29 protein-coding genes and 1 pseudogene are annotated in these 26,013 nt (G+C 42.0%); 20 read left to right on the forward strand and 10 right to left on the reverse strand.

What is annotated here, in order from left to right:
* The first annotated feature begins 40 nt into the window (after positions 1–40).
* From KS242_RS04445 to KS242_RS04455, 3 genes are read left to right on the forward strand one after another with little or no spacing between them, the layout of a single operon-like run.
* Entirely contained in the window at positions 41–874 is an 834-nt protein-coding gene (locus tag KS242_RS04445) for a transporter substrate-binding domain-containing protein (protein ID WP_217324063.1), read from the forward strand.
* A gap of 26 nt (positions 875–900) precedes the next feature.
* A complete protein-coding gene (locus tag KS242_RS04450; protein ID WP_217323200.1) occupies positions 901–1,788 on the forward strand; it encodes a transporter substrate-binding domain-containing protein in 888 nt (295 codons plus the stop codon).
* Complete coding sequence (locus KS242_RS04455) at positions 1,785–2,474, forward strand: amino acid ABC transporter permease (protein ID WP_217323201.1); 690 nt, start codon at positions 1,785–1,787, stop codon at positions 2,472–2,474. Before KS242_RS04450 ends, KS242_RS04455 begins: the two co-directional genes overlap by 4 nt.
* A 36-nt stretch (positions 2,475–2,510) precedes the next feature.
* Here KS242_RS04455 and KS242_RS04460 read toward each other — a convergent pair whose 3' ends face one another.
* Entirely contained in the window at positions 2,511–3,689 is a 1,179-nt protein-coding gene (locus tag KS242_RS04460; protein WP_217323202.1) for an MFS transporter, read from the reverse strand.
* 140 nt (positions 3,690–3,829) lie between these two features.
* On the opposite strand from KS242_RS04460, the gene KS242_RS04465 reads away from it, so the two are divergent.
* From KS242_RS04465 to KS242_RS04495, 7 genes are all read left to right on the forward strand, one after another.
* Positions 3,830–4,225, forward strand: a complete 396-nt coding sequence (locus KS242_RS04465) for an OsmC family protein (protein ID WP_217323203.1) — start codon at positions 3,830–3,832, stop codon at positions 4,223–4,225.
* A gap of 65 nt (positions 4,226–4,290) precedes the next feature.
* Complete coding sequence (locus tag KS242_RS04470; protein ID WP_217323204.1) at positions 4,291–5,088, forward strand: YfkD famly protein; 798 nt, start codon at positions 4,291–4,293, stop codon at positions 5,086–5,088.
* Between the two features lie 71 nt (positions 5,089–5,159).
* On the forward strand, positions 5,160–5,312 hold the full coding sequence (locus KS242_RS04475; protein ID WP_254391810.1) for an SE1561 family protein: 153 nt from the start codon (positions 5,160–5,162) through the stop codon (positions 5,310–5,312).
* Positions 5,313–5,642: 330 nt separating this feature from the next.
* On the forward strand, positions 5,643–6,434 hold the full coding sequence (gene pdaA / locus KS242_RS04480) for a delta-lactam-biosynthetic de-N-acetylase (RefSeq protein WP_217323206.1): 792 nt from the start codon (positions 5,643–5,645) through the stop codon (positions 6,432–6,434).
* A 259-nt stretch (positions 6,435–6,693) separates the two neighbouring features.
* Entirely contained in the window at positions 6,694–7,566 is an 873-nt protein-coding gene (locus tag KS242_RS04485; RefSeq protein WP_254391811.1) for a DNA-3-methyladenine glycosylase family protein, read from the forward strand.
* A 111-nt stretch (positions 7,567–7,677) separates the two neighbouring features.
* On the forward strand, positions 7,678–9,258 hold the full coding sequence (mbcS, locus tag KS242_RS04490) for an acyl-CoA synthetase MbcS (protein ID WP_217323207.1): 1,581 nt from the start codon (positions 7,678–7,680) through the stop codon (positions 9,256–9,258).
* Between the two features lie 302 nt (positions 9,259–9,560).
* Positions 9,561–11,696, forward strand: a complete 2,136-nt coding sequence (locus KS242_RS04495; RefSeq protein WP_217323208.1) for an ATP-dependent Clp protease ATP-binding subunit — start codon at positions 9,561–9,563, stop codon at positions 11,694–11,696.
* 40 nt (positions 11,697–11,736) lie between these two features.
* On the opposite strand, the gene KS242_RS04500 is transcribed toward KS242_RS04495, so the two are convergent.
* From KS242_RS04500 to KS242_RS04525, 6 genes are all read right to left on the reverse strand, one after another.
* Positions 11,737–12,441, reverse strand: coding sequence for a hypothetical protein (locus KS242_RS04500; protein WP_217323209.1), 705 nt, complete (start codon positions 12,439–12,441; stop codon positions 11,737–11,739).
* Positions 12,438–13,298: an ABC transporter ATP-binding protein gene (locus tag KS242_RS04505; RefSeq protein ID WP_217323210.1), complete on the reverse strand. Its 861-nt coding sequence runs from the start codon at positions 13,296–13,298 to the stop codon at positions 12,438–12,440. Before KS242_RS04505 ends, KS242_RS04500 begins: the two co-directional genes overlap by 4 nt.
* On the reverse strand, positions 13,298–13,654 hold the full coding sequence (locus tag KS242_RS04510) for a GntR family transcriptional regulator (protein ID WP_217323211.1): 357 nt from the start codon (positions 13,652–13,654) through the stop codon (positions 13,298–13,300). Before KS242_RS04510 ends, KS242_RS04505 begins: the two co-directional genes overlap by 1 nt.
* A 146-nt stretch (positions 13,655–13,800) precedes the next feature.
* The gene (gene lepB, locus KS242_RS04515) at positions 13,801–14,316 is read right to left on the reverse strand and encodes a signal peptidase I (RefSeq protein ID WP_254391812.1); all 516 of its coding nucleotides are present in this window, start codon (positions 14,314–14,316) and stop codon (positions 13,801–13,803) included.
* A gap of 116 nt (positions 14,317–14,432) precedes the next feature.
* Positions 14,433–15,278 (reverse strand): glycosyltransferase family 8 protein, encoded by an 846-nt coding sequence (locus KS242_RS04520; protein ID WP_217323212.1) that lies wholly within the window; start codon positions 15,276–15,278, stop codon positions 14,433–14,435.
* A gap of 90 nt (positions 15,279–15,368) precedes the next feature.
* The gene (locus tag KS242_RS04525; protein WP_217323213.1) at positions 15,369–15,950 is read right to left on the reverse strand and encodes a GNAT family N-acetyltransferase; all 582 of its coding nucleotides are present in this window, start codon (positions 15,948–15,950) and stop codon (positions 15,369–15,371) included.
* A 126-nt stretch (positions 15,951–16,076) separates the two neighbouring features.
* On the opposite strand from KS242_RS04525, the gene KS242_RS04530 reads away from it, so the two are divergent.
* Complete coding sequence (locus KS242_RS04530) at positions 16,077–16,979, forward strand: ComEC/Rec2 family competence protein (RefSeq protein WP_217323214.1); 903 nt, start codon at positions 16,077–16,079, stop codon at positions 16,977–16,979.
* 34 nt (positions 16,980–17,013) lie between these two features.
* Here KS242_RS04530 and KS242_RS04535 read toward each other — a convergent pair whose 3' ends face one another.
* Together KS242_RS04535 and KS242_RS04540 are read right to left on the reverse strand one after the other, a co-directional pair.
* Entirely contained in the window at positions 17,014–17,322 is a 309-nt protein-coding gene (locus KS242_RS04535; RefSeq protein WP_254391813.1) for a DUF3243 domain-containing protein, read from the reverse strand.
* 191 nt (positions 17,323–17,513) lie between these two features.
* Positions 17,514–17,693, reverse strand: a complete 180-nt coding sequence (locus KS242_RS04540) for a hypothetical protein (RefSeq protein ID WP_217323216.1) — start codon at positions 17,691–17,693, stop codon at positions 17,514–17,516.
* A 135-nt stretch (positions 17,694–17,828) separates the two neighbouring features.
* Here KS242_RS04540 and KS242_RS04545 point away from each other — a divergent pair, with 135 nt between their 5' ends.
* The 3 genes from KS242_RS04545 (at position 17,829) to KS242_RS04555 (ending at position 20,368) form a co-directional block, all read left to right on the forward strand.
* Complete coding sequence (locus KS242_RS04545) at positions 17,829–19,274, forward strand: alanine/glycine:cation symporter family protein (RefSeq protein WP_371747598.1); 1,446 nt, start codon at positions 17,829–17,831, stop codon at positions 19,272–19,274.
* 178 nt (positions 19,275–19,452) lie between these two features.
* Entirely contained in the window at positions 19,453–19,683 is a 231-nt protein-coding gene (locus KS242_RS04550) for a DUF4190 domain-containing protein (RefSeq protein ID WP_217323217.1), read from the forward strand.
* 100 nt (positions 19,684–19,783) lie between these two features.
* The gene (locus KS242_RS04555; protein WP_217323218.1) at positions 19,784–20,368 is read left to right on the forward strand and encodes an NAD(P)H-dependent oxidoreductase; all 585 of its coding nucleotides are present in this window, start codon (positions 19,784–19,786) and stop codon (positions 20,366–20,368) included.
* Here KS242_RS04555 and KS242_RS04560 read toward each other — a convergent pair.
* Positions 20,361–20,621: a hypothetical protein gene (locus tag KS242_RS04560; protein ID WP_217323219.1), complete on the reverse strand. Its 261-nt coding sequence runs from the start codon at positions 20,619–20,621 to the stop codon at positions 20,361–20,363. The two genes, KS242_RS04555 and KS242_RS04560, sit on opposite strands and share 8 nt — an antisense overlap.
* Positions 20,622–20,708: 87 nt before the next feature.
* Here KS242_RS04560 and KS242_RS04565 point away from each other — a divergent pair, with 87 nt between their 5' ends.
* From KS242_RS04565 to KS242_RS18045, 6 genes and pseudogenes are all read left to right on the forward strand, one after another.
* Positions 20,709–20,945: a DUF3953 domain-containing protein gene (locus tag KS242_RS04565; protein ID WP_217323220.1), complete on the forward strand. Its 237-nt coding sequence runs from the start codon at positions 20,709–20,711 to the stop codon at positions 20,943–20,945.
* Between the two features lie 113 nt (positions 20,946–21,058).
* On the forward strand, positions 21,059–21,835 hold the full coding sequence (locus tag KS242_RS04570) for an NUDIX hydrolase (RefSeq protein ID WP_217323221.1): 777 nt from the start codon (positions 21,059–21,061) through the stop codon (positions 21,833–21,835).
* An 18-nt stretch (positions 21,836–21,853) separates the two neighbouring features.
* Positions 21,854–22,417, forward strand: a complete 564-nt coding sequence (locus KS242_RS04575; RefSeq protein ID WP_217323222.1) for a cysteine hydrolase family protein — start codon at positions 21,854–21,856, stop codon at positions 22,415–22,417.
* Entirely contained in the window at positions 22,414–23,874 is a 1,461-nt protein-coding gene (locus KS242_RS04580; RefSeq protein ID WP_217323223.1) for a nicotinate phosphoribosyltransferase, read from the forward strand. Before KS242_RS04575 ends, KS242_RS04580 begins: the two co-directional genes overlap by 4 nt.
* A gap of 1 nt (position 23,875) precedes the next feature.
* Positions 23,876–24,487, forward strand: coding sequence for a nicotinate (nicotinamide) nucleotide adenylyltransferase (nadD, locus tag KS242_RS04585; RefSeq protein ID WP_217323224.1), 612 nt, complete (start codon positions 23,876–23,878; stop codon positions 24,485–24,487).
* A gap of 54 nt (positions 24,488–24,541) precedes the next feature.
* A pseudogene (locus KS242_RS18045) lies at positions 24,542–25,574 on the forward strand (IS3 family transposase); the annotation flags it as partial.
* Between the last annotated feature and the right edge of the window lie 439 nt (positions 25,575–26,013).

The raw sequence follows: 26,013 nt of genomic DNA on the forward strand, positions 1-26,013 counted from the left end.
GAAGAAGAGATTAGTTATTATAGGATCTTTATTTGTGATTATGCTTCTTTTAGCTGCTTGTGGGACCAATTCAGATGGCGCTTCTGAAAGCGCTGACAGTGACGCGGCATGGGAAAGAATTCAAGATGCGGGCAAGCTAGTAGTCGGAACATCCGGAACATTGTATCCTGCTTCGTACTATCCAGAAGGCTCGGATGAGCTTACTGGATATGATGTGGAAGTCATCAAAGAGATTGCCAAGCGACTGGACTTAGAAGTAGAATTCAAAACGTCTGATTTTAGTAATGCGATGACATCTGTTCAGAATGGAAGGGTCGATATTGCGGCGAATGATATAGAAATAACAGAAGAAAGAAAAGAGCAGTTTTCCTTTACAGAACCATATAAGTATTCGTTCACTTCAATGATTGTTCGTAAAGATGATATGTCAGGCATTCATAGCCTGGAGGATCTTAAAGGAAAACGTGCGGGCGGAGAAGCGGCAACAAATCATAGTAAAATAGCAGAGCAGCTGGGTGCTGAAGTTGTTGCTTACAATAATGCAGCAAATGATGTATATCTGCGTGATGTAGATAATGGCCGTACAGATTTGATTATCAATGATTATTATCTGCAGTCCTTAGCACTCGAAGCTTTTTCTGATTTCAACATCACAATTCACCCCGATTTCAAATTTGATCAAATTACGCAGGGAGCATTGCTGCCAAAAGATGCGACTGAACTAAAGAAACAAATGGACAGTGCGTTAAATGAGATGCGCGAAGATGGAACCTTAACGAAGCTGTCTGAGGAGTTCTTCGGCGGAGCGGATGTGTCCAAGGAACCAGCAGAAGATTTGCCAACAGTGAAGGAATTGCTTGAAGAACAAAAATAAGGATATAGAAAAGGAGAAACTTCACGATGAAAAAGCGCGTTTTTATTCTATGCAGTTTGCTATTCGTCCTAGTGTTAAGTGCATGTGGTGCTTCTGACGATAAAGAAAGTGATCAGCAAGCTGCTGATGATAAGGTTTGGGAAAATATTAAAGAAACAGGCAAGATAACTGTCGGAACTTCCGGCACCTTATATCCAGCAAGTTATTATCCAGAGGGATCGGATGAAATTTCAGGATATGATGTAGAAGTAGTAAAAGAAATTGCCAAGCGTTTGGATTTGGAAGTTGAATTCAAAACGTCTGATTTCAACAATATGCTTGCTTCTGTACAAAATGGACGCGTGGATATGGCAGCCAATGATATTGGCATCACAGATGAGCGCAAAGAAAAGTTTGCATATAGTGAACCGTATAAATACTCCTACACAACGATGATTGTACGAAAAGATGATTTGTCAGGTATTGAAAGTTTGTCTGACCTGAAAGGTAAAAAAGCGGGCGGAGAAGCAACAACTGGGTACAGTAAAATCGCCGAACGTTTAGGTGCCGAGGTTGTAGCTTATGGTAATACAACCAATGATGTGTATTTGCGTGATGTTGATAACGGCCGTACTGATCTAATCATCAATGATTATTACTTACAATCATTAGCGCTGCAGGCATTCCCAGACTTCAATATTACGATTCATCCTGATTTCAAATTTGACGGATCTGCAAACGCAGTGATTATGTCGAACGATGCAGCTGAATTGAAAGCGCAAGTGGACAAGGTGCTTGGTGAAATGAAAGAAGACGGAACACTAACGGAGCTCTCGAAAAAGTTCTTTGATGGCGCGGACGTATCAAAGGAGCCGGAAGAAGACATTCCTTCCATCGATGAATTAGTGAAACAGCAGGAAGACGAAGCAAAATGATGCCATTTGAGCTAATGGATATAGGGAAGTTTTTTGATCCAACATTAGCTTGGGAGAACCTTCCTTTCATTTTAGAAGGTTTGCCAATGACAATAGCTGTTGCTTTTGCTGCGATGGCAATCGGGCTGCTCCTAGGCTTCTTTTTGGCAATAGGCCGCAGCTCTAGATTCTTTTTCTTACGGTGGCCAACGAGATTCTATATTTCCTTTATGCGAGGAACACCGATTCTCGTTTTCTTATTCATCCTGTATCAAGGACTGCCTGTCGTCAAAATTCAACTAGATGCTTTTACGTGTGCCGTACTCGCATTTGGTTTAAACAGCGCTGCATACATTGCGGAGGTTAATCGCGGAGCGCTGAGCAGCATTTCTTATGGACAATGGGAATCTTCGTATGCCCTTGGACTGAATTACTGGCAGACGCTGACGCGTGTCATTACACCGCAAGCTATACGGGTCGCCATGCCGCCACTGACAAATGTGTTTCTTGATTTAGTGAAAGCGACAAGTTTGGCGGCGGTTATAACAGTGCCCGAAATGTTTCAAAAGGCACAGATCGTTGCTGGACGGACATTTGACTCCATGACGATGTACATTACCGTGGCGCTGGTTTATTGGCCGCTTTGTATTATTATTTCTTATTTTCAGGAGCGGCTGGAAAAGCGCTTTTCACGCTATATTAATTAAAGAAAAGGGGATGCGCCCGATTGGGTGCATCCCCTTTTAATACTGCTGTGAAGCTGCAACACGTCTGGAAAAAATAGCATGTACAAGTAGAGTAATAAAGATGCCTGCAAAAATGACTGTCATAATAAGAAAAAAGCTGACATGCGGCAGTTCCTCAATAAATACCCCGCTAAGATACGGTCCGCCGAGACTGCCAAGACTAAATGTAATGCTGCAGAGCAGATTGCCAGTAGGCAGCAAATGACGCGGTGTTAAGTCTGTCATATAGCTGATTCCTAGTGAAAAAGTGGATCCCAGCATCATTCCAGCAGCGAATAAGCAAACCATTAAGGCAGCGTAATGAGCTTCCAAGATGCCGGCAGCACCGAAACAGATTGTTCCTAGGAGTATGACAGTGAGCAGCGTATATTTGCGGCCAAATTTATCACTTAGCATACCAAGCGGAATTTGAAATACGATGCCTCCAATTGCAAAGCTCGTGAGCAAAATAGACACCTCAGCAACGCCAATTTCCTGGCGCAGCCCGTAGATAGGGAAACTGCCATTGAGAGAAGACTCTAAAAAGCCATACCCAAGGGGCGGCAAAAACGCGACCCATGCATACTTCAGAGTTGATCCAAACCGCTGCACAAGTCCTTGCTGATTTGCAGCTTGCGTATTTTCGGACTCAGGAAACTCGTTGCGCAGCTGGAAGAGGGTAAACCATGCAACCAAGCAAAGGGCACCAGATAAGATAAATGGCAAGGATTCTGATACCTTAACCAATGACGTCATTAATGGACCGACTGCAAAACCAATTCCGAAAAATAAACCATAAATAGAGATATTTCTTCCTCGCGCCGCTTCTGGTGAAGAGGAAGTAATCCATGTCTGCGTACCGAAATGCAGTGCATTATCTCCAATCCCGATTAATAAGCGCAGCACAAACCAAAACCAGAAGGATTTCCACAATGGAAAAGCAAACAAAGCGACGGCAACAAGTAGTCCTCCTGTTATAATAACCGGCCGATAACCAAACTTACGCAATGGTGCCTCCATAAACGGTGATATTGCTAGGATCCCGATGTAAATAGCGATGGCGTTCAGTCCATTCAAGGAAGATGACAGACCATCTTGTTCAAAGATGATGGCAATCAATGGGAGAAGAAGCCCTTGACTGAAGCCGGAGATCGCAACAATACTGACAAGGATCCAAAAACTATAAGCATTTCTCATATTGTCATTACCCCTGTATGTAAGATAAATTCCCATTTCTACTGTATAGTTTTTCCTTTACATGGTCAATGAAGCTAGTAGGTTAGAACTGCTTCAAAAGGGGAATATATGCTTTAGAAAGTGAAGAAGAGGTGAGGGAAATGAAGTTAACGATGAAGCAGCATGGTTTTCGAATTGATCTGCCCCATCAGACGTTGGATATCGATGGAGATGAGACATTTGGTATCAGACCCTATCAGTTAATGGTGTCCTCCATAGCAGGCTGCAGCGCGTCTGTTTTTCGTAAAGTTATGGAAAAGCAGCGCTTGGAAATAGATGATATGGAAGTTCTGACAGAAGTCGAGCGAGATGAACAAGCTGCAAACCGCATTACCAAAATTACACTAACTTACATTGTGCGCGGTTTTCATTTAGACAAAGGACAGCTGGAGAAAAACCTTCAGCTTGCACATAAAAACTGTTCAATGGTCCAAACAGTTAAGGACAGTATTGATATTGAAGAACGACTGGAAGTCATCCATTTGAACCATTATTAAAATGTATAGGAAAGCTCCTGTCTTCAGATACTAGGAAAAAATCTGAAAGGCAGGGGCTTTTCTTTATGAAATTCACGAGAATCTTAATTGCAATGATGGCACTGCTCATGCTGACACTTTCTTTTTCAGCCACAGGAAAGGCAGATAATGTACAAAAGAAGGATATTACTGAAATTCCGAACCACGTTTTAAATATCTCCAAAGAAAATACCTATCCGAATTCGAATAAAGATCAAATTGTTTTGGAGCCAAGTGAGCTAGTAAAAGAACTGACAGAAGAAAGCAACATTGCAATTCAAAATCCAGAGCTTATTCGAATACTGAATGAATCTTCTCTGAAACCATCACCATTGGCTATCGGCTACCGAGGTATGATATTTATGGGGCACTGGCCGCTGGAATATACGTCTGAAGAAACAAATATCAATTGGCAATATCAAAAAGTGAATTCCAATCAAGTGAGCAATGCAGGCGGCGAATCTGCTAAGCAAATGAATTACGAGCAGCAGGAAGAACGCTATGTAAAAGGCGGTCTGACAGCCGAAATTGACAATCCAAAAGATATCAAGCTCATGATGCTGCAACAAGCACAAAAGAATACCAAGCTTCCGTTATCGTTCCAGACAGTCATAGGAAAAGGAACAAATAAAGAGAATGAATACGGTGTTCCATTGAATAAAGCGGGCATTCTTACTGCTTATGCACCTGCTGTCAATGAAAAGGGGACGATCACGTTTGGTGAAGTGTATGTGGAATTAAAAGGGTCTAAGAAACGAATTATTATTAAAAATGTTACAAAACAGGGAATTGGTGCATGGATTCCAATTCAAGATCATCTATCCTTCACCTTCAACGTTCAATAAAATGTACGGGTATGCTATAATGATGTATACACTGCATGATAAACAGACGATACGTTAAAGGAGTTTTAGCCTTGACAATTCCAACGCATAAAGTAGATGACTTGAAGCAGCGGCTCGCTGCATTCATGGACTATCTTGACAATATTGAACCGGAACAGACATCTCTAGATGAGATTGACGAAATGCTCCGGATGCTTGACGACATGGAGAATAGATTCAAGTAAGAGGCTGGGACATAACTGTTTAAGCTATATAAAAATCCAAACAATATTGCATTGTTTGGATTTTTTGCATTGGAAATGAAGGGGAGAGCATCGCTTCGGAAATACACTCCGCTTTCCTCGGGAGTCTACTTCAAAAAACATTCTTGTCTGGCGATAACAGCTAAAGCTGGAAAGCAGCAGCCATCAGAGGGCTGCTTTGAAAAGTATGGATTAGTCCTCGTTCACTTTTAGGATGAATTAATATTGTTCTGTCCCAGGCCCTTTGCTATTTTTTACGTCGCATACTTGCCTTCTGATTAGCGCACGCTAGGAGTAAGGAGCGTGTGACAAATGCGATATAAATCAATTATGTTAATTCTCGTCATGCTGCTGGGTGCACCAACATATACAGCAGCTGAAAGCTCTGTCAGCTACGGATGGGGATTTGTAAAAAGTAAGAATGGCAGCATCCCGGAAATAGGGAAGTATCAACAGCTGTTGGATAAATACCATAGCTATTATTTGGATGCTTCTGGAGATAAAACAGTTTATATTACGTTTGATAATGGTTATGAACAAGGCTACACAGATGACATCTTGGACGTGCTTCAAAAGCATGAAGTACCAGCTGCCTTTTTCATAACTGGTCACTATGTAGATTCTGCGCCAGAATTGGTCAAACGAATGGTGGATGAAGGTCATATTATTGGCAATCACTCTTATCATCATCCTGACTTAACCAAGGTTTCCAAAGAGAAAATGCAGAAGGAGCTCGACATGCTGGAGACTGCGGTAGCAGACTTAACGGAACAGGATGAGATGCATTATCTCCGGGCGCCTCGCGGTACTTTCAGTGCGCGTTCTCTGAAGTGGTCGGAAGACATGGGCTACACCAATGTATTTTGGTCGCTTGCTTATGCCGATTGGAAGACGGGCGAGCAAAAAGGCTGGCAGCATGCGTATGAGCAAGTAATAACGCAAATGCATCCAGGAGCAGTCGTGCTGCTGCATAGCGTTTCTGAAGACAATGCTGTAGCTCTGGAGAAATTAATCATTGAACTTAAAAAGCAAGGTTATTCCTTCCGTACACTTGACGACTTAGTGAAGCAGGATATCCTGCCAAAAGCTGTTACGCAATTTTAAGCTGATCCGTTCAGGGGATCAGCTTTTATTTATGTTCGCTCGACACTACTTCTGTGACTATTGATCCGATAAACACAATCGCATCTTTTCTAACTTCTAATGAAAAAGTGTATACTTCAACCATATATAGGACTCATTAGTATGCGATACATTCATACATCAGCTTACCACCAAGTTCCTACTTCCAAGACAAGTTGCCACAAGTTATGCGGATACAATTGAATTTGTTATAAATCAAGCGGGATAGGAGAGGCTATTTTTGTGGGAAAAAGACCTTATCGGAAAGCATACATACGATTATCATTATTTAATGAAAAGATGGAAAATGGATGCATTAAATGTTGTTGACGCGGATGAACATCTTATAAAGCTTCCGGTTGTTTTAGAAGATGGATCACGACATATGGTTCTGTTGCAATTCAGTGGACCGATTACAGCGCCTGCTGTGCGGGTGTCTTCTGCAGATACAGCCAAAAGTGAAGAGATTATCGATTGGGTGCAAAACTGGCTGCAATGGGACAGAGATTTGGCGGAGGTTGCCGCCCATTTTGTTGAATCAGATTTGGAACAGCTTTTTTTCGCGCACGCAGGTACACCAATCGTAAAAGATACAAACCTCTATTATTGTTTAATGAAGACAATCATTCATCAGCAATTGAATTTGAAATTCGCTTATACACTTACTAATCGTTTTGTAGAAGCGTATGGAACGTATGAGGAAGGTGTCAGGTTTTATCCGTCGCCGGAAAGAGTTGCTTCCTTATCATATGAAGACTTACGCAGCATGCAGTTTTCCCAGCGAAAAGCGGAGTATGTAATTGATACAAGTCGTCTTATTGCAGAAGGGAAGCTGGATCTTGAATTATTATCAACTGAATCAAATGCGACAATTGCAGCAGAACTGACAAAAATTCGCGGTCTGGGGAGCTGGTCTGCTCAGAACTGGATGCTCTCTGGGTTAGGGCGTCCAGACTTATTACCAGCTGCTGATATCGGAATACAAAAGGCGTTGAAGTTTTATGAAGATTTGCCTGAAAAACCAACACCAGCAAGTATATATGAACGAGGAGAAAGATGGGCTCCATACCGCAGTTACGCGGCTGTAACCCTTTGGAGGAGTATTGAGACCTGATACTAATATCAAGTTTTATAATTTGGTAACAATTATTAGTGGGAACTCACGCCCTCGTCTGCTATAATAGGTGCATTAGTTAAAACAGGCAGCCATTTAGGAGGCGTAAGTATGGAAAGAAAAGATTTGATTGCACCAGAACAGTACAACATCGTGAATGAAATGGAGCGTTTCGTTACAGATGAAGAACGGAAGGCGCTTATTTGGATGGATGAAGCGGGAAATAATAAGGAAGTAACGTATAAAACGTTATTTCAGGATGTAAACCGCACCGGTAATGTTCTGAAACAGCTGGGCTTGGAAAAAGGCGATGCGATTCTTGTTATGGTACCACGTGTCGTAGAAGCGTATCACATCTACGCTGCAGCATTGAAGCTCGGACTTGTAATCATTCCTAGCTCCGAAATGCTGAAAACAAAGGACCTGCAATACCGTATTGATCACGGAAAGGTGAAAAGCATTATTAGCTATCACGCGTTCGCAGAGCAGTTTGAAGCTATTGAGAATCAAGATAGCTTGATTAAGCTCGCTATCGGCGGTCCTGCTGCGGGCTGGCATAATCTTGAATCATTAAAAGAAACAGCGTCAGCTGAATTGGAAACAGTACAAACTACGAGAGACGACTTAGCATTGCTGTCTTATACGAGCGGAACAACAGGTAATCCAAAAGCGGTCGTGCATACACATGGCTGGGGATATGCGCATTTGCGCACAGCTGCTGAAAATTGGCTATCTGCTTCTGAAGGAGATATCGTATGGGCAACAGCTGCACCAGGCTGGCAGAAATGGGTATGGAGTCCTTTCCTTTCCGTATTAGGAACGGGAGCAACTGGCTTCGTTTATATGGGACGTTTTGATGCGAAAACGTATCTTTCTTTATTAGAGGACTATAAAATCAATGTGCTTTGCTGCACGCCGACCGAGTATCGTCTCATGGCGAAAGTGACGGATCTTGGCAGCTATAATTTAAATGAGCTGCATAGTGCGGTTTCTGCTGGTGAACCATTGAATAGAGAAGTAATCGACGTATTCCAAAAGCACTTTAACATTATTGTGCGTGATGGGTATGGTCAGACAGAGAGCACATTGCTCTTAGGTATTATGAAAGGCATGGAGCCAAGACCAGGCTCTATGGGTAAACCGACTCCAGGAAATGAAGTAGTTGTCATTGATGAAGATGGCAACAAAGTCAAAACAGGTGAAGTCGGCGATATCGCTTTGAAGCTCGATAGTCCTGCTTTGTTCAAAACTTATTTCCGTGAGCCAGAACGCCGAGCAGCAGCGGAACGCAATGGCTATTTCGTTACAGGTGATCAAGCATCGATTGATGAAGACGGCTACTTCTGGTTTGAAGGACGCAGCGATGATATTATCATCAGCTCTGGATATACAATTGGACCGTTCGAAGTAGAAGACGCTTTAGTGAAGCACCCTGCTGTTGCAGAATGTGCTGTCGTAGCAAGCCCAGATGAGATTCGCGGGAATGTCGTCAAAGCATTTATCATTCTGCGCGAAGGTGTTGACGAGAACAAGCCTGGTCTTGTGAAAGAGTTGCAAACACATGTAAAAAATACAACTGCACCATACAAGTACCCACGAAAAATTGAATTCGTCAAAGATTTGCCGAAAACTTCTTCTGGTAAGATCAGACGAGTGGAACTTCGCAACAATGAAAGACGAAACGCGAAATAAATAAAAACTGCGCTATATAGCAGTGCAGGCTGTCGAGTAAATCTCGGCAGCCTTTTTTGTTTAGGTTTATTTCTAATGAAAATAGTGAATACGGTGAAAGTAGATGCTGTCAACATTCTGCTATAAATTAGTTATGTCCATATCTAACTGCTTATCTAAAATAATTATAAAAAAGTAATGCAAAAGACTTGAAAGTCAAAGAAGGTCAGACTATAATAGATTTACAAGGTCAAAGATAGTCAAAGTCAAATTGACGCTTGGCCAAATAAAAGATTTAACCTAATTGGGGAGGTAATTGTAATATGAAATGTCAACATTGTGGTGAACGAGAAGCAAATGTAAACTTGTTAATGCAATTCAATAACCAAAAACAGCAATTACAGCTCTGCCATACTTGCTATAATGAAATAAAAAATACATCTAAAAACCCAGCTGGTTTCGCTTCTAATGGCGGAACAATGGATGATTTCTTTAAAAATATGTTCGGAGGATCGCAGTCCGGTTCTCAAGCTGGCGGAAATCAGCAAGCACAAGCAGGCGGTAATGGTCGCGGTGGATTGCTTGATTCACTTGGCAAAAACGTAACAGACGGTGCGCGAGCGGGTCTGATTGATCCGGTTATTGGTCGTGAACAAGAAGTGAAACGCGTCATTGAAACACTAAACCGACGCAATAAAAATAACCCAGTTCTAATCGGGGAACCAGGGGTAGGTAAAACAGCTATAGCAGAAGGACTAGCTCTGCAAATCATCGAAGGTAATGTCCCTGTGAAGCTGCAAAACAAAGAGATTTACTTGCTTGACGTTGCATCGCTCGTTGCTAACACAGGGATGCGCGGACAGTTTGAAGAAAAAATGAAACAGCTTATTTCTGAATTGCAGCAGCGTAAAAACGTCATTCTGTTCGTTGACGAAATCCATTTGTTAGTAGGTGCTGGTACTGCTGAAAGCTCGCAAATGGATGCAGGGAATATTTTGAAACCTGCACTTGCTCGCGGTGAACTCCAGTTGATAGGTGCTACAACATTAAAAGAGTACCGTCAAATAGAGAAAGACGCAGCGCTTGAACGCCGCTTCCAGCCAGTTATGGTCAAAGAACCAACAACAGAGCAGGCGATCGAGATTCTAAAAGGGTTGCAAGAAAAATACGAAGCGTACCATCAAGTTGCTTACAGTGAAGATGCAATTATTGCCAGCGTCAACTTGTCTCAGCGTTATATCCAAGATCGTTTCTTGCCGGATAAAGCAATTGACTTGCTTGATGAAGCAGGCTCTCGCATTAACTTACTAACAGTAACAACCGATGAAGACGCTATCCAAACGCGTCTTGCGCAAATCTCTAAAGAGAAGGAAGAAGCAGCAGCGCGTGAGGATTATGAACGTGCCGCGTATCTTCGTCAGGAAGAGATTCAGCTCGAACACAAGCTGGAAGAGCCGAAGGATGAAGAAAAAGGCAAAGTGACAGTTGAAGTCATCCAGCAGATTGTAGAAGAAAAAACAGGTATTCCTGTAACAAAGATTCAATCTGAAGAACAAAACAAAATGAAAAACTTGGCTGCCAATTTGTCCAGCAAAGTAATTGGTCAGCAGCAGGCGGTTGAACGAGTGGCTAAAGCAATTCGGCGCAGCCGTGCTGGATTGAAATCCAAACAGCGCCCGATTGGTTCTTTCCTCTTTGTAGGTCCGACTGGGGTAGGTAAAACAGAGCTTACCCGAGCGTTGGCAGAAGAGATGTTCGGAACGCGCGAATCGTTTATTCGGTTAGATATGAGTGAGTACATGGAGCGTCATTCTGTGGCGAAACTAATTGGTTCTCCTCCTGGATATGTAGGGCATGAAGAAGCAGGTCAGCTCACAGAGCGTGTACGTCGTAACCCTTATACAATCGTGCTTTTGGATGAAATAGAAAAAGCACACCCAGATGTACAGCATATGTTCTTGCAAATCATGGAAGATGGTCACTTGACGGATAGCCAAGGCCGGAAAGTCAGCTTTAAAGATACTGTCATTATCATGACAAGTAATGCTGGTACAGGAGATAAACAGAATTCTGTCGGCTTTACAAATTCAAGCAACGAAGCGGTATCTGTTATGGAGAAGCTTGGCGCTTACTTTAAACCAGAATTCCTAAACCGTTTTGATTCTATTATTAGCTTTGATGAATTAAAAGAGGAAGACCTCGTACAAATTGTCGAGCTTATGATTGGTGACTTGGCTGCCAATATGAAAGATGAAGGCTATCAGCTTGAAGTAACAGAAGCTGCAAAACTCTTCTTAGCGAAAAAAGGCTATGATCCACGATTTGGTGCTCGCCCATTACGCCGGGTTATCCAAAGTGAAGTAGAAGATAAGATTACTGATTTTATCCTTGAAGAAGAAAATATAAGCAGTATGGTAGTAGACTTGGTTGAAGATCAACTTACAGTAGCAAGTAAATAAATGAGAAGAGACTCACGCTTTTTGGGCGTGAGTCTTTTTTTTATGCAGCGCGCTCACCGATAGAGGTACTGGTGCGGATGAAGAACCAGCTGATGCTATAACAAATGGAGGCAATTAAGAACAATATGCCGAAAGCTGGAAGTAAATCCAAGTCTTGCACCCATGTCAGAAAATTGATGAGTTTGTCTCGGCTAGTTAGTGCCAGCGTAATTCCAATCAAAAACCCACCGCCAAGAATGGAACCTCCAAGAAAACCAAATTTATAGACGATAATTCCAAGTAACAGACCGGCAGCAAAGAAAAGCAGCAAGAAACCAAAATCGAGCGGTAAGCTGTAAAGGATATTTTTCAGCTCTGTGTTTGATGCAAATGGACGAAGGATGTGGATATTCGTCACATTGACTGCTTGAAGCACTGCATAAAGCGCCAACTGGATTGCGGCCAGGAGAACTGTCATTACAAAGCTAATCAGTAAGATGAAAAGACCTACGGCTGCATGATAGTTTCTTCGTGTTGCGCCTCTTTTAATAGCGAAGGGCAGGCTCTCTTGAATTGTTCGAAAGCCAAAGATTGCCATAAAGACATAAGCGGGTCCCGTGATGCTAATATACATAACGTCTATTACAATAACCGAAAGTACGGATAATACGGCGATACAGAATAGCAGGATTGAAAAGAAAATCGTAACAGTACGTCTGCTGTCAACAGCGAAAAAATACAATAAAGCTTGCGTTTGTTTATTCATACACGCACACCTCTTTTTTCTGTTAGATGAACCATCATATCCTGCAGCGGCACTCCAGAGAGAGCTAAATCATCAGTTAAATCGGGTTTGTTAGGGGACAGCAGATAAACTTGTGTTGTGCCGGCAAAGCTTTTCTCCTTAATAATGTCTCTGCCAGCAGCAAAGGCTTTGACCTGTGCTGCTGGTCCTGAAATACAATAGCTTTCAGATCGGAGCTCTTCGGCATTTTTTCGAAGCAGGATAGTGCCTTTATTGAAAATAATTACTTCCTCAAACAAGTTGCTGACTTCGTCTATGAGATGTGTGGAAAGAATGATGATACGGGGGTTGCGTTGGAATTCTTCGAGCAGTACTTCGTAAAAATAAGCGCGAGATGCTGCGTCTAGTCCGATGTAGGGTTCATCTAGCATAGTGACAGATGCATTGCTGGCCAGACCGACGATAATGCCAAGTGCAGATTCCATTCCTTTTGAAAGATTTTTTATTCGGCGCTTTTTGTCTAAATCGAAACGTTGCAGCAGGTCGCCGGCTAATTGTTTATCCCAATTTATATAAAACATAGATGCAATCTTTAAGGTTTGCTCGATGGTCAAATCTTTCTTGAAGTTATCCGCTTCTTTGATTAAACAGATGTTCTCTGTAACAGCTTGATTATCAAAAGGCTTCATACCGTTGACGAGTAAATTACCTTGGGTTGGTTTGTCGAAACCAGCCAGCAGCTGCATGAAGGTAGATTTACCAGCGCCATTTCGCCCGAGCAGACCGTAAATCTTCGGTTCCGTAATTCGCAAGTCAATCTCTTTTAAAGCTGTCGCTGTTTTATACACTTTTGTAAGGTTATCCGCGACTATTGTCATCACTGTTCCTCCTCTTTGAGCATGCGAATAATTTCTTCTCGGGCAATATGCAGTTTCGATGCTTCTTGTTTCAGCGGGATAATATAGGCATCAAAGAACTGTTGCTTTCGTTTTTCTAAAAGAATCTCCTGGGCTGGTTCTGTAACAAACATACCTACGCCTCTTTTCTTAAATAATATACCTTCGTCTACAAGCTGATTAATACCTTTACCTGCGGTTGCTGGATTTATTTTGTAATGCTGGGCAAATTCATTGGTTGATGGTACTCGCTCACCGATAGCAATGGACCCGTTGAGAATGGCGTCTTCGAGTTGTTCTTTAATCTGGAGAAAGATTGGTTTTGCATCATCAAGCATCCTGGCGCTCCTTTCTTTTGGTGAGGGGTAATTGGTTCATTACTTATGTAACTAACTATATAACTAAACTCTTAACGATGTCAACCAAATTTTGGAGAATGCAAAAAACAGTGCATTTGCCTGCACTGTTCGTCAACTCAACTTATTTAATTGGTCAATCCGATTTGCGGGATAGGGTAATAGCGAAATTTCACTTCCCCGATGACGGAGCTTTGTGGGATAAGGCCAAACATCCTGCTGTCTTTACTATTTCTGCGATTGTCTCCCATGACGAACAGGTAACCATCAGGAATTGTATCTTCCCCAATGACGTCACGAAGTTTAAAATTATTCGTGAATAGAGTATCACCCTGCATTCCGTTTTTCATTTCATTCAAGTAGGGCTCTGCATACTTCTTGCCATTAACATAAAGAACGTCATTTCTGTACTCAATTGTATCTCCCGGAATTCCAATGACACGCTTCACATAACTTGCTTCTTCATTAGGAGCACGAAAGACAATTTCATCGAAACGTTTGATATCTCCGATTCTGCTGATGATAATCTTGTTCTGATCTTCCAGTGTCGGTGCCATTGATTCACCATAAACAGTACTCGGAAAGTAGAAATATGAACGGAATACGAACAAGACTGCGATGAGAATGCCAAGCGGCAGCAGCACAGCATATAGCCTGCGTCTAGCTTTCAGGGAAAGCACCTCCTTTTGAACTAGTGTATCACAGGAAACGAGTATATAGAAAAAACCGGAGTTATCTTAACTCCGGTTTTACACTGCGTTTATACACTTAATGAATTACTGGATTTAGGCGAGAAAGGTGTTTTGGCTAAGTATGCATAATAAGCATCCGTATAAGGGTGTGTACAGCCTTTCTGCCAAGGTTTATCAGCTCCGGTAAAGTGGACGATAGCTGGATGCTCCCTCACCGTACGCAATGTACGTTCTTCTTCAACTGATTTTGCTTTGTATTCTTTTAACGTAACATGTGCTTGAGCATTCCATTTAGGGTGCAGAATAAGCCACTTATCCCAAAGGAGCGCATTGAGTGCATCTTGATCATGCCAAGCTAGTTTGTCTGGATTTTCATCTATAAATGTCAGTACTTTATCTGTCATGTTATGATCTCGCCATGCCTGCATATCAATCAAAAGCAGACCAGAGTTAAAGTAGCGATCTTCGCTTGTAATTCCCATTTTCGGTAATCGATTGTGCTCACCATAATCACTAACAGCTGCAACAATGTTACCTTCCAAGTCGATCTCAAATAGTTTTTTCACATCTTCAAAAACCAGCATATCGCAATCAACATACAGCGTCCGTTCGATAGACTGATCCATCATTTCAGGAATGGAGATACGGTAATAAGCTGCTTTGGAAATATGACGGCTTGCAATCGCACCATCGTATGCGTTCAAGTCAACTTCTAGAAAATGAAGCGGGGTATCGTAGGCCACTGCTGTATCTTTCAGCAGTTGTTTTTTCTGCTCACTTATTCCTCCGTCAATAACTGAAATAACAAAATCCTCGGGAGTCGCTGTGTTTTCAAGTAACGAACTTAGTGTTACACCCAAATGTTGCGCGTAGTTGTCATCCGTTGATGATACAATATGCATTTTCTTCTTCATTGTTCTCTCATCTCCTTAGTGTGTATATTACCGGCACACGAAGAGAATAAACATATGAGAAGAATTTGTAATTAATTTGAAATAAACTTTCTATTCGTAGGTCTCATCATCATTTATACTGCTGTTTTCTTTTGCTTCCCACTCTTCCAGCAACATACCGTACACATTATGGTTCACATAGCCATAAACGAGTTTCTCTGCTTGGCGAATCGTCCCTTCGAGCGTAAAGCCAAGTTTTTCGGGAATTTTTCGGCTGCGCACATTCCCAATAGCCGAACGAATTTCTACACGATTAAGCCGCAGCTCGAGAAAAGCATAATCGAGACATTTACTGACCGCTTTTTGCATCAAGCCATTCCCTGTATAATCTTCACCCAGCCAGTAACCGATACTGGTGGTGCTATTTTGCCAATCAATCTTATGAAAACCGATAACCCCTGCTAAAGCGCCTTGATACCAAATGCCAGCATTAAAACCATTGCCGGCAGCAAACTGGTCTAACGTATGCTGGATAAATTGTCTGCTGTCCTCAACCGTTGTGTTCTTATCCACCCAGGGAAGCCAATTGCGCAAATGCTCACGAGAGCTGTCAATCAGCTGAAAAAGCTTCTCGCTTTCCTGAACTTCCAATAGCTTTAAATAAGTAGCTGAATCAATACGATGTGTAAACATACTATGTCGCTCCTTTCATCTGATTTTAGTATAGCATTTTCGGCAGTTTGTTAAAATTAGGAGATTAATCAGCATGCATACGAAAGCAAAGCGGACTGCATCCTATGGGAAAGGGGGCGGAACGCAATGAAGTATTGCTTACGGATTATCTGTTTAGTCTTGCTGCTTGGCGGCATTACCCCAGTGAATGTGGCGGCGGAGAGTGGGTCAGGTGTATGGGATTATATCTTTTCCCATACAGAAGAAGCTGGGAAATTGCGCGTGCATTTTCTCGATGTTGGTCAAGGGGACAGCATACTGATTGAAACACCATCTCATTATACGATTTTAATTGATGGGGGAGATCGGGAGGCAGGGGAGAAAGTTATGACCGAGCTTCGCAACAGAGGTGTGGAAAAGCTGGATCTGTTAGTAGCAACGCATCCGGATATTGATCATATTGGCGGATTGCTGCCTGTGCTAGAGGAAATAGAAGTGAAGAATGTACTTGATAGCGGGAAGTTATATACTACGAAAACGTACCAGCGTTATACAGAGCTATTAGAAAAGAAAAACATACCGGTGACAATCGCAGAAGAAGGAACGTATGTGACACTGGATCCGCTGCTTTCTATCCAAGTGCTAAATGCCAACCATTTGGATGCGTCGAATAATCAAGCGTCGACGGTACTTCGCCTTACTTATCGAACGGTCGATTTTTTGCTCATGAGCGATGCAGAAGCGGAACAGGAAGAGAACATGGGGCGTACTTTTGAGGTGGAGTCAGAAGTGTATAAAGTGGCACATCATGGATCTCGGACGAGCAATACATTGGACTTTTTGGAGAAAGTAAAACCTGATTATGCAGTCGTGTCCTATGGAATAGATAATCAATTGGGTCACCCAACCAAAGAAGTGGTGCAAAACCTTCGGCAGGCCGGAGCGATTCTTTACAGCACAGCTAAAGGCGGAACAATCAGCATTGAAACGAACGGACTGTCCTGTCAAATTAGCAGCGAGAAGAAAGACCCTATATACGAATACAAATAAAAGAGCGGATCTGCTGAGAGATCCGCTCTTTCTGTTAATTTGTTTGATCAGCAAGCTTGACGAGTGTATTCGCAAGCGGCTTTTTATTTTCTTCATCTGCTACCAGCCATAGCTGTTTGAGCAAGTATTCCTCACGGTTGCGAGGCTCTTCTTTGTCTGCCAGATAATCAGCAACGCGTTGGGCAGCTTTCGTCATGGCATCTTCACTTAAACCAAGACGTTCACCTTGTTTTACTTTGTTTCCTAAATAATCTTGGAAGTTCTGGAAATTGTTCAGAATTTCGTTCTTATCTTCTTGAGATAGATTTTCCGCAGCTTGTTGTGCGCGATCTTCTTGTGCCATTTTCATTACCTCCTCTTGTTGAGTTAGTAATGTATTCCCAGCACACAGCTAGACAAACATTTTATTATAAAATGTATCATTTGGACTATTTATTTGATTTGAATCAGCTGCGAGCGCATGCCAGCCTTCCTTGTGAAGCAAAACAATAACGCTGTCCAAGTCGGCTGCCTCATAACGTCTGAGGGTGATTATTACGAATCCTCCTTATTTCTCCCTTTTGGCATGGATCCGAACACAATACCAAGTAACAAGCCCATAAATATACCGAAGGACGGACTTTGAAAAGCGATGCCAAACAGTATTGCTGCGATAATACCGACGGTGAATGCCAAAGGATAACGGAACGGTTTCTTTTCTTTGGAACGTTTCATTTTTATTACCACCTTGTCTAAGTACTTCCTAGTATAGCACGAAAGGTACCGCTCTTTGGAAGTAATAAACATTGCGTACCATGTTAGATAATGTTACATTAGATTGTATATGTATGCTAAAGATGGAGGTTCGATATGCAGGGTTTTAATGATATGATGCACACGATTGGTGATGGAATTACAAAAATCGTGACAACTTCTAGTGATCTACTATGGTCAAGTCTACTTATTATTCTATTAATTGGTCTAGGAATCTATTTTACTATTCGATTAGGATTTGTGCAGTTCCGCATGATTCCGGAAATGATACGTCTTTTAGGGGAAAGCGGGCAAGGCAGAAAGACAGGCGTAAGCTCTTTTCAGGCTTTTTGTATCAGTACAGCAGCTAGGGTAGGTACAGGTAACTTGGCTGGAGTTGCACTAGCAATTACTGCTGGTGGACCGGGAGCGGTTTTCTGGATGTGGCTTATTGCTTTGATTGGTTCTGCTTCTGCATTTGTAGAAAGTACACTTGCGCAGATTTATAAAACAAAAGACGGCTCCACATTCCGAGGCGGACCGGCTTATTATATGCAAAAAGCCTTACGTGCACGCTGGTTAGGTATTATTTTTGCTGTTCTTATTACAATCACATTTGGTTTGGCTTTCAACTCGGTTCAGGCGAATACAATTACGAATGCTTTTGAAAGTTCATTTGGATTAGATAAGAATATCATGACAGTTATTTTATGCGTCATTACCGCTGTTATAATCTTCGGCGGTGTTAAATTAGTTGCAAGATTATCTGAAGTAATTGTTCCAGTAATGGCTGGTGCTTATATTCTAATCGCACTAGTTATTATGATTATGAATATTACAGAATTACCGAATGTTATTGCACTTATTTTTTCTGATGCATGGGATGGAATAAAACAAATTGGTGCTGGTGCACTAGGTGCTGCGATGATGCAAGGGATTAAACGCGGACTTTATTCCAACGAAGCGGGTATGGGTAGTGCGCCAAATGCTGCAGCATCTGCTACTGTTTCTCACCCAGCGAAGCAAGGTTTGATTCAAGCGATGGGTGTGTTCGTTGATACATTAATGATCTGTAGCTCTACTGCATTTATTATTCTGCTTTCTGGGATGCATAAGTCCACTGAAAGTGATGGTATTGTCCTGACACAGGAAGCGCTTCAGTCAGGTGTTGGGCAATGGGCCGGAATTTTCTTAGCGATTATCGTTCTATTATTCGCATTCAGTTCCGTCATTAGCAACTACTATTACGGCGAATCGAATATCGAGTTTATTAAACGCAGTAAAGTGTGGCTGTTCATTTATCGCATAGCTGTTGTCGCGATGGTAGCATTTGGTTCACTTGCCAGCCTTGACTTTGTTTGGACGCTTGCCGATCTATTCATGGGCTTGATGGCTGTCTTGAACTTAATTGTTATTGCCCTCTTGAGTAATACAGCGGTTAAAGCTTTACGCGACTATAAGCGTCAGCGCAAAGCAGGGAAAGACCCAGTATTTTATGCTGATAGCATTGAAGGCCTCAAAAACATTGATGCTTGGCCAAGAAAAGATGAATCACCTGAATAAAACGAGATTATTCTTGTTAAAAAACCGAACGAACGTGAAATCTTCCTTTAGATTTCGCACGCGTTCGGTTTTTTTGCTTTTATCTAACTTCCAAACACTTAGATTAGTTAAGAAATTGGATTGAATTAGAGGGAAAGTCTACAATGGAAGTAAGCTTACAGAACAAGGAGATGTTATCATGAAAAATAGATCCTTGCTATCACTTGTATTTGGTATCATTAGTCTGTTTCTTTCTGTGTACGGCATTTTCTTTGGTATTGTAGGGTTTATTCTTGCACTATATACAATTAGAAATGACAAGAAAACAGAAAAAAAAGGGAGAAAAATGGCTATTGGCGGCTTAGCTACGAGCGTTATCGGAGCCGGCTATCAGATCGTAGGAATATTAGTTATTCTTCTGACAGCATAAGAAAAGAATGCAGCGTGACCAACGCATGCATTCTTTTTTTGTAACTTTTTTCTAGTTGCTCTCGTATGCATTATTATCATAATTATTGGAGTTGAAGCAAATGAGAGCGCTACTTATCTATGCCCACCCGAATCATCGTTCATTAAACCACGCTTTTTTCGAGGCAGCGCAAAAGAGTCTGCAGCAAAATTCTGCCATCCATGAAATAGACACACTCGATCTGTATGCGGAGAAGTTTGATCCTGTTTTGGTCTTCGGCGAAAACAAGCGTCGCCGCGATATGCACAAAGATCCAGAACTTGAGATTTACAGGGAGAAAATCCAGCAAGCAGATTTGCTCGTCTTCGTTTATCCGATCTTTTGGGGAAGGCCGCCAGCGATGCTGCTTGGCTTTATCGACCAAGTTTTTGCTGCGAATTTTGCTTATCGTCATGACAGTTTACTGCCAGAGGGACTGCTTGCAGGAAAGCGAGCAGTGTGCGTATCCACGATGAAAGGACCGCGTTTTTACAGCCGCTTTTTCTTACATAATGCGCATCAAGTTCTCATGAAAAAAGCTTTGTTTCGGTTTGTAGGCATTCGCAAAGTAAAGCTATTTGAGTTTGGTGGCATGGAAAAAAAGAATGGGAAGCAGCAAAAGTACTTGGACCAGACAGCAGCGTATTTTAGCAAGTTGGCTAAATAGGCAGCTGTTCCAGTTCATAGTATTTATTTCGAACATCTTGGATATGATTACTTGCTATGCTGCGGCTGATTTGTTCCAGCAGGGAAGCAAAAACAGTATCATCAATCCGGTCAGCTTGCTGTGCGACACGCGCAGATCCTGTTTCTAATACGGCTTCTGAAATATTTCCGATTTCGTAGAGACGGAAGTATTTTTGGATTTCCCGGAGTGCGGTTTCTTTGTAGGTTACTTGCCATTCGTCATGAGTTGGCATGTTTCATACCCCTTTCTATTCATTAAGGAGCAATGTCCTGTTATACTGTCTATGATCTATCATGCGTCCTGGAAAGGGAGAATGCAAATGTTACGTAAAATAAATGGACTGCTCGCGCTTATCATTATCGGAATCGGCGTTTACCGCTTAATTGATAAAGATTATGAAGTAAATCCGAAGTTCATTCTGCCGCTTTTATCTATTATGTTCTTACTATTTTCAATTGAAGCGTTTATGAACAAAAAGAAGCTCATAGCTTGTTTATATCTAGTTGTTTTCGTCATTACAGTCAGTGCGACATACTTAATTTTAACGCAAGCGTAAAGTCTTCTCCTTATAGGAGGAGGCTTTTTTGTTTATCCTTGACAATAGAGGATCTTCTTGCATACAATACAATTAACATTTAACATATTGTTAATTAAAAGGAGATTGACAGTTTGAAGTCGAATAAAACAGAAGCGCGGTATGATGTCAGCCGTTACCGCACGCCTGATGGATACACGTCAGACATTGCTGTGTTCACGATAACCTCAGAACAGACAAAAGCATACGCGCCGCCAAAAATGAACTTAAAGCTGATGCTTATTCAGCGAGCAGAACAAGATACAGAAGGGAATCCGAACATCGAAGCCGGCAAATGGGCATTGCCTGGAGGTTTTGTAACACCAGAGGAAACAGCCTGCACCGCAGCCAGCAGAGAGCTGGCGGAGGAAGCAGGTATAGCTGGAATACATCTCAAGCAATTTGGGGTATATGATCAGCCAGGCCGTGATCCGCGTGGCTGGATTATCTCCAATGCTCATTATGTAATTGTTCCGGAATATCGATTATCTGAAAGAAAAGCGAGTGACGATGCAGCGGATGTGGAACTGTTCTCTGTAGCGGAGTTAAGTGAGCAGGTATTGGCTTTTGATCATAAAAACATCATCCAAGATGCTATCACTCATATAACGCGGGATTTACTGCAAACTACAGTAGCAAAGCAATTTCTGCCGGATTTGTTTACGTACTCTGAACTGCAAGCGGTTCTGCTGACAGTAACAGATGATAAAGCGATTCAAAATGATCAAGCATTTGCTCGTAAAATTAAGACGCTTCCCTTTATCGAAGCGGTTGAAGGGCAGAAAACACAGCGAACATCAAAGCTGCCAACACAGCTTTATCGTTTTATTGAGGCAGAAGTAAAACAATCCATTTATACAGCTCGTCATTAATGCAAAGGGGGATGCAAGATGAAAGCTTTGATTAATATTGATTATACAAATGACTTTGTTGCTTACAATGGAGCACTAACTTGCGGGGAGCCTGGACAAAAAATTGAGGAGCGCTTAACAGCCATTACCTCTGCATGCATTGAGGCAGGTGATTATGTTGTGTTCGCCATCGATAAACACGAAGCCGAGGATGCCTACCACCCAGAAACAAAGCTGTATCCGCCACATAATATTGCAGGCACAGATGGACGTGATTTGTATGGCAAGCTGGCAGCTGTGTATGACAAAGCGAAACACAAAGCAAACGTGTACTATATGGATAAAACAAGATACAGCGCGTTTGCAGGCACGGATTTGCTGCAGCGTTTAAATGAACGGGGCATAAAGGACATACATGTAGTTGGTGTTGCGACAGATATTTGTGTGTTGCACACACTAGTCGATGCTTACAATTATGGCTTCCGCATGGTTGTACACGCCGATGCAGTCGCAAGCTTTCATCAAGAAGGGCATGCATATGCGCTGCATCATTTCAAGAACGTATTAGGAGCAGAGATTATAGAAGGAGGAGTAAGCAAATGACAAACTTTCAAGATGACAGTACTGCACTGCATACAGACCTTTACCAGATCAACATGGCACAAACGTATTGGAAAGATGGCAAGCATAATCGTAAAGCAGTGTTTGAGCTATTTTTCCGTAAACAGCCTTTTGGCAATGGCTACGCTGTATTTGCCGGCTTGGAGCGGGTGATAAATTATCTGCAGGAATTCCGTTTTTCCACATCAGATTTAGCTTACTTAGAGTCAGAAATTGGATACGACAAAGACTTTATTGCTTACTTGCGGGATCTTCGTTTCACGGGTGATGTATACAGTATGCAGGAAGGGGAGCTCGTCTTTGGAACAGAGCCAATCATTCGCGTGGAAGCACCGCTTGCGCAGGCACAGTTGATTGAAACAGCTTTACTTAATATCGTGAACTATCAAACGCTGATTGCTACGAAAGCTGCTCGTATCATGCATGTGCTGGATGAGAAAGATACTGCAATGGAATTTGGTTCTAGACGCGCACAGGAAATGGATGCAGCCATTTGGGGTTCAAGAGCTGCCTATATCGGCGGCTTCCATGCCACTTCTAATGTTCGTGCTGGGAAGAAGTTTGGCATTCCGGTTGCCGGGACGCATGCACATTCGCTTGTGCAAGCATACCGCGACGAATATGAAGCATTTACAAAGTATGCTGAAAGTCATGTAGACTGTACATTTCTGGTGGATACGTACGACACATTAAAGTCAGGCGTGCCGAATGCCATTAAAGTAGCAAAAGAAATGGGCGACAAGATACGCTTTAACGCTATTCGCTTAGATAGCGGTGACTTAGCTTATCTGTCCAAACGGGCCCGAACGATGTTGGATGAAGCGGGCTTTACAGAAACGAAAATCACCGCATCTAACGATTTGGATGAAGAAACCATTGGTGCATTAAAAGCACAAGGGGCGAAGATTGATAACTGGGGCATTGGAACAAAACTGATTACGGCATACGATCAGCCAGCATTAGGAGCAGTGTATAAGATCGTTTCCGTGGAGGATGACAATGGCGAGATGGTCGATACAATTAAAATTAGTGCGAACCCAGAGAAAGTATCAACACCTGGATTGAAACGTGTTTACCGAATTATTAACCGCATGAATCAAAAATCAGAAGGTGACTATATTGCGCTGAAAGATGAAAACCCGCAAGAAGAAGAGCGGCTTAAAATGTTCCATCCAACATACTCCTATATCAGCAAGTTTGTTACCGACTTTGATGCAATAGAATTACAGAAACCAATCTTCCAAAACGGAGAGCTGGTTTACAATTTGCCTTCTTTAGAGGAAACGCGTGAACATGTCACACACAGCTTAACTTTCCTATGGGATGAATATAAGCGGACACATAATCCAGAAGCGTATCCGGTTGATTTGAGTACTGCTTGCTGGAACAATAAGATGGAATTGATTGATCGAATAAAAGCGAAACTGGAGGAAAAATAACATGAGAATAGGTATCTATGGCTCCTCCTTCGATCCAGTTACCAACGTACACTTATGGACCGCCAGCACGGTTGCACATCGCTGCAAACTGGATAAAGTTATATTCCTGCCATGCTCCAGCAAGCGAAAAGACAAACAGTTGCATACGACGGACGAACACCGCTGGAACATGGTCAATATGGCAATCCAAGATAATGAATTGTATGAAGCGAACAACTATGAAATGGAGCAGGAAGCATGGGATGTGTATACTGAGAAGACCCTAGCTCATTTTAGTGCGCTTTATCCTGACGATGAAATTTACTTTATTATGGGAGCTGACCTGCTGGAAGATATCGGTGCAGGAAAATGGTACAACAGCGAAGAGGTCGTCCGCGACAACCGCTTTATTGTCATGGCCCGCAACGACATCGATATGCTAAAAGTTATCAGCCATTCCCCGCTCTTGCGCAATCATGACGACGGACACACTTTTCATCTTATTGATAAAGGTTTGGCAATGGAAATCAGCTCTTCTTATATTCGCGATGAATTCGCAATGGAAGGGGAGCCAAGGTATTTGTTGCCGGAGAGTTGTTATCGGTATATTAAGGAGCATGGGATTTATAAATAAAAGGGATATATTAACAGGGAGACGGATGTGGTAACCTAGGACTAGACAGAATACGAGGAAGTCCGGGAATACGAACTGACAGCCTCTTCTTTTGATCGCTGGGTCAGCCAATATAAGCAGTCCGGTTCATTTAAAGAGGCGGACAATCGGTCCCCTGAGGAACAAGAATTGCTTCGGCTTCGCAAAGAGGTCAAACAGTTAGCCCTGGAGAATGACATTTTAAAGCAAGCAGCGCTGATCATGGGACGAAAGTAAATGTGATTCGGCAAAACCAACACAAATACTCGGTATCAGCAATGTGCGCCGTCCTAAAACTAGCAAAAAGCACGTTTTATTATGAAGCGAAAGAGAAAGATACAGTGAAAGATGATGAGGTTACGAACTTGATTACAGCTATTTTTCACCAGTGCCGACAGAATTACGGTACAAGGAAAATAAAGCACGAACTACACAAAAAAGGGCATACCGTCTCCCGTCGAAAAATCGGGCGAATTATGAAGGAACAAGGGCTTGTCTCGAAGTACACGGTAGCACAATTCAAGCCGACAAAAAAGACGGTAAATGAATCGGAACAAAGTAATACACTAGACCGGCAATTTGAGCCGAACAAATCCGAAAAGTAGTTGTAAGTGATTTGACTTATGTGCGTGTTCACACAAAATGGCATTACATTTGTACGATATTAGATTTGTATAACCGTGAAATCATTGGTTATAGCTCCGACCCGAGAAAAGACGCTGTTTTAGTGCAAAAGGCCTTCGCTTCCATTGAAGGCAATCTCGAAGATATTGCCCTTTTCCACACAGATCATGGCAACGAATTCAAGAACACGGCAATTGAAGAGTTATTGGAGTCATTCAATATTGATCGGTCTTTAAGTATGAAAGGTTGCCCTTATGACAATGCGGTAGCAGAAGCTACATACAAAGTGATGAAGACAGAATTTATTTATGGACAAAAATTCGAGAGCCAGAAGCAGCTGGACCTGGCTTTATTTGATTATGTCCATTGGTACAATCACATCCGGATCCACGGAAAATTAGGCTATTTTAGTCCAGTAGAATTCAGAGAAAGACACCTTAATTAAATTGTCTAGTTTTGTGTTGACAATCCATCATTCATCTATATGTGTGTGTATTGGTATAAAAAAGAGAGGCAGTCACATAAAGAGTGGAGCTACCGATGGAAGTTCGGAACAATTATGGTTGCATTGATGGTGCCGTTTGTGTGGGATACTTTTGAATAGTAGATTAGTAAATTAGTAGATGTTAAAGTTCTCTCGCATGAAGCAAGGGGACTTTTCTTTATAATATTTTAATTAGTTATAAACAAAATACAATTATTATATGAAGGGGTACTTAATCTGGATAGTATCAAGAGAGAATACTAATGCGTTTACAATCAGATGCTTGGGGGGGGGGGCAATCCTAAACCATTTACGTTATAATATTAATTTTTCCTGTAAATTTTTTATTTTTTTACCAATTAATTGTATTTTAATGAAGTATATGTTAGTTTATATTTGT

The sequence above is a fragment of the Terribacillus sp. DMT04 genome (assembly GCF_019056395.1).
Classification (GTDB): domain Bacteria; phylum Bacillota; class Bacilli; order Bacillales; family Amphibacillaceae; genus Terribacillus; species Terribacillus aidingensis_A.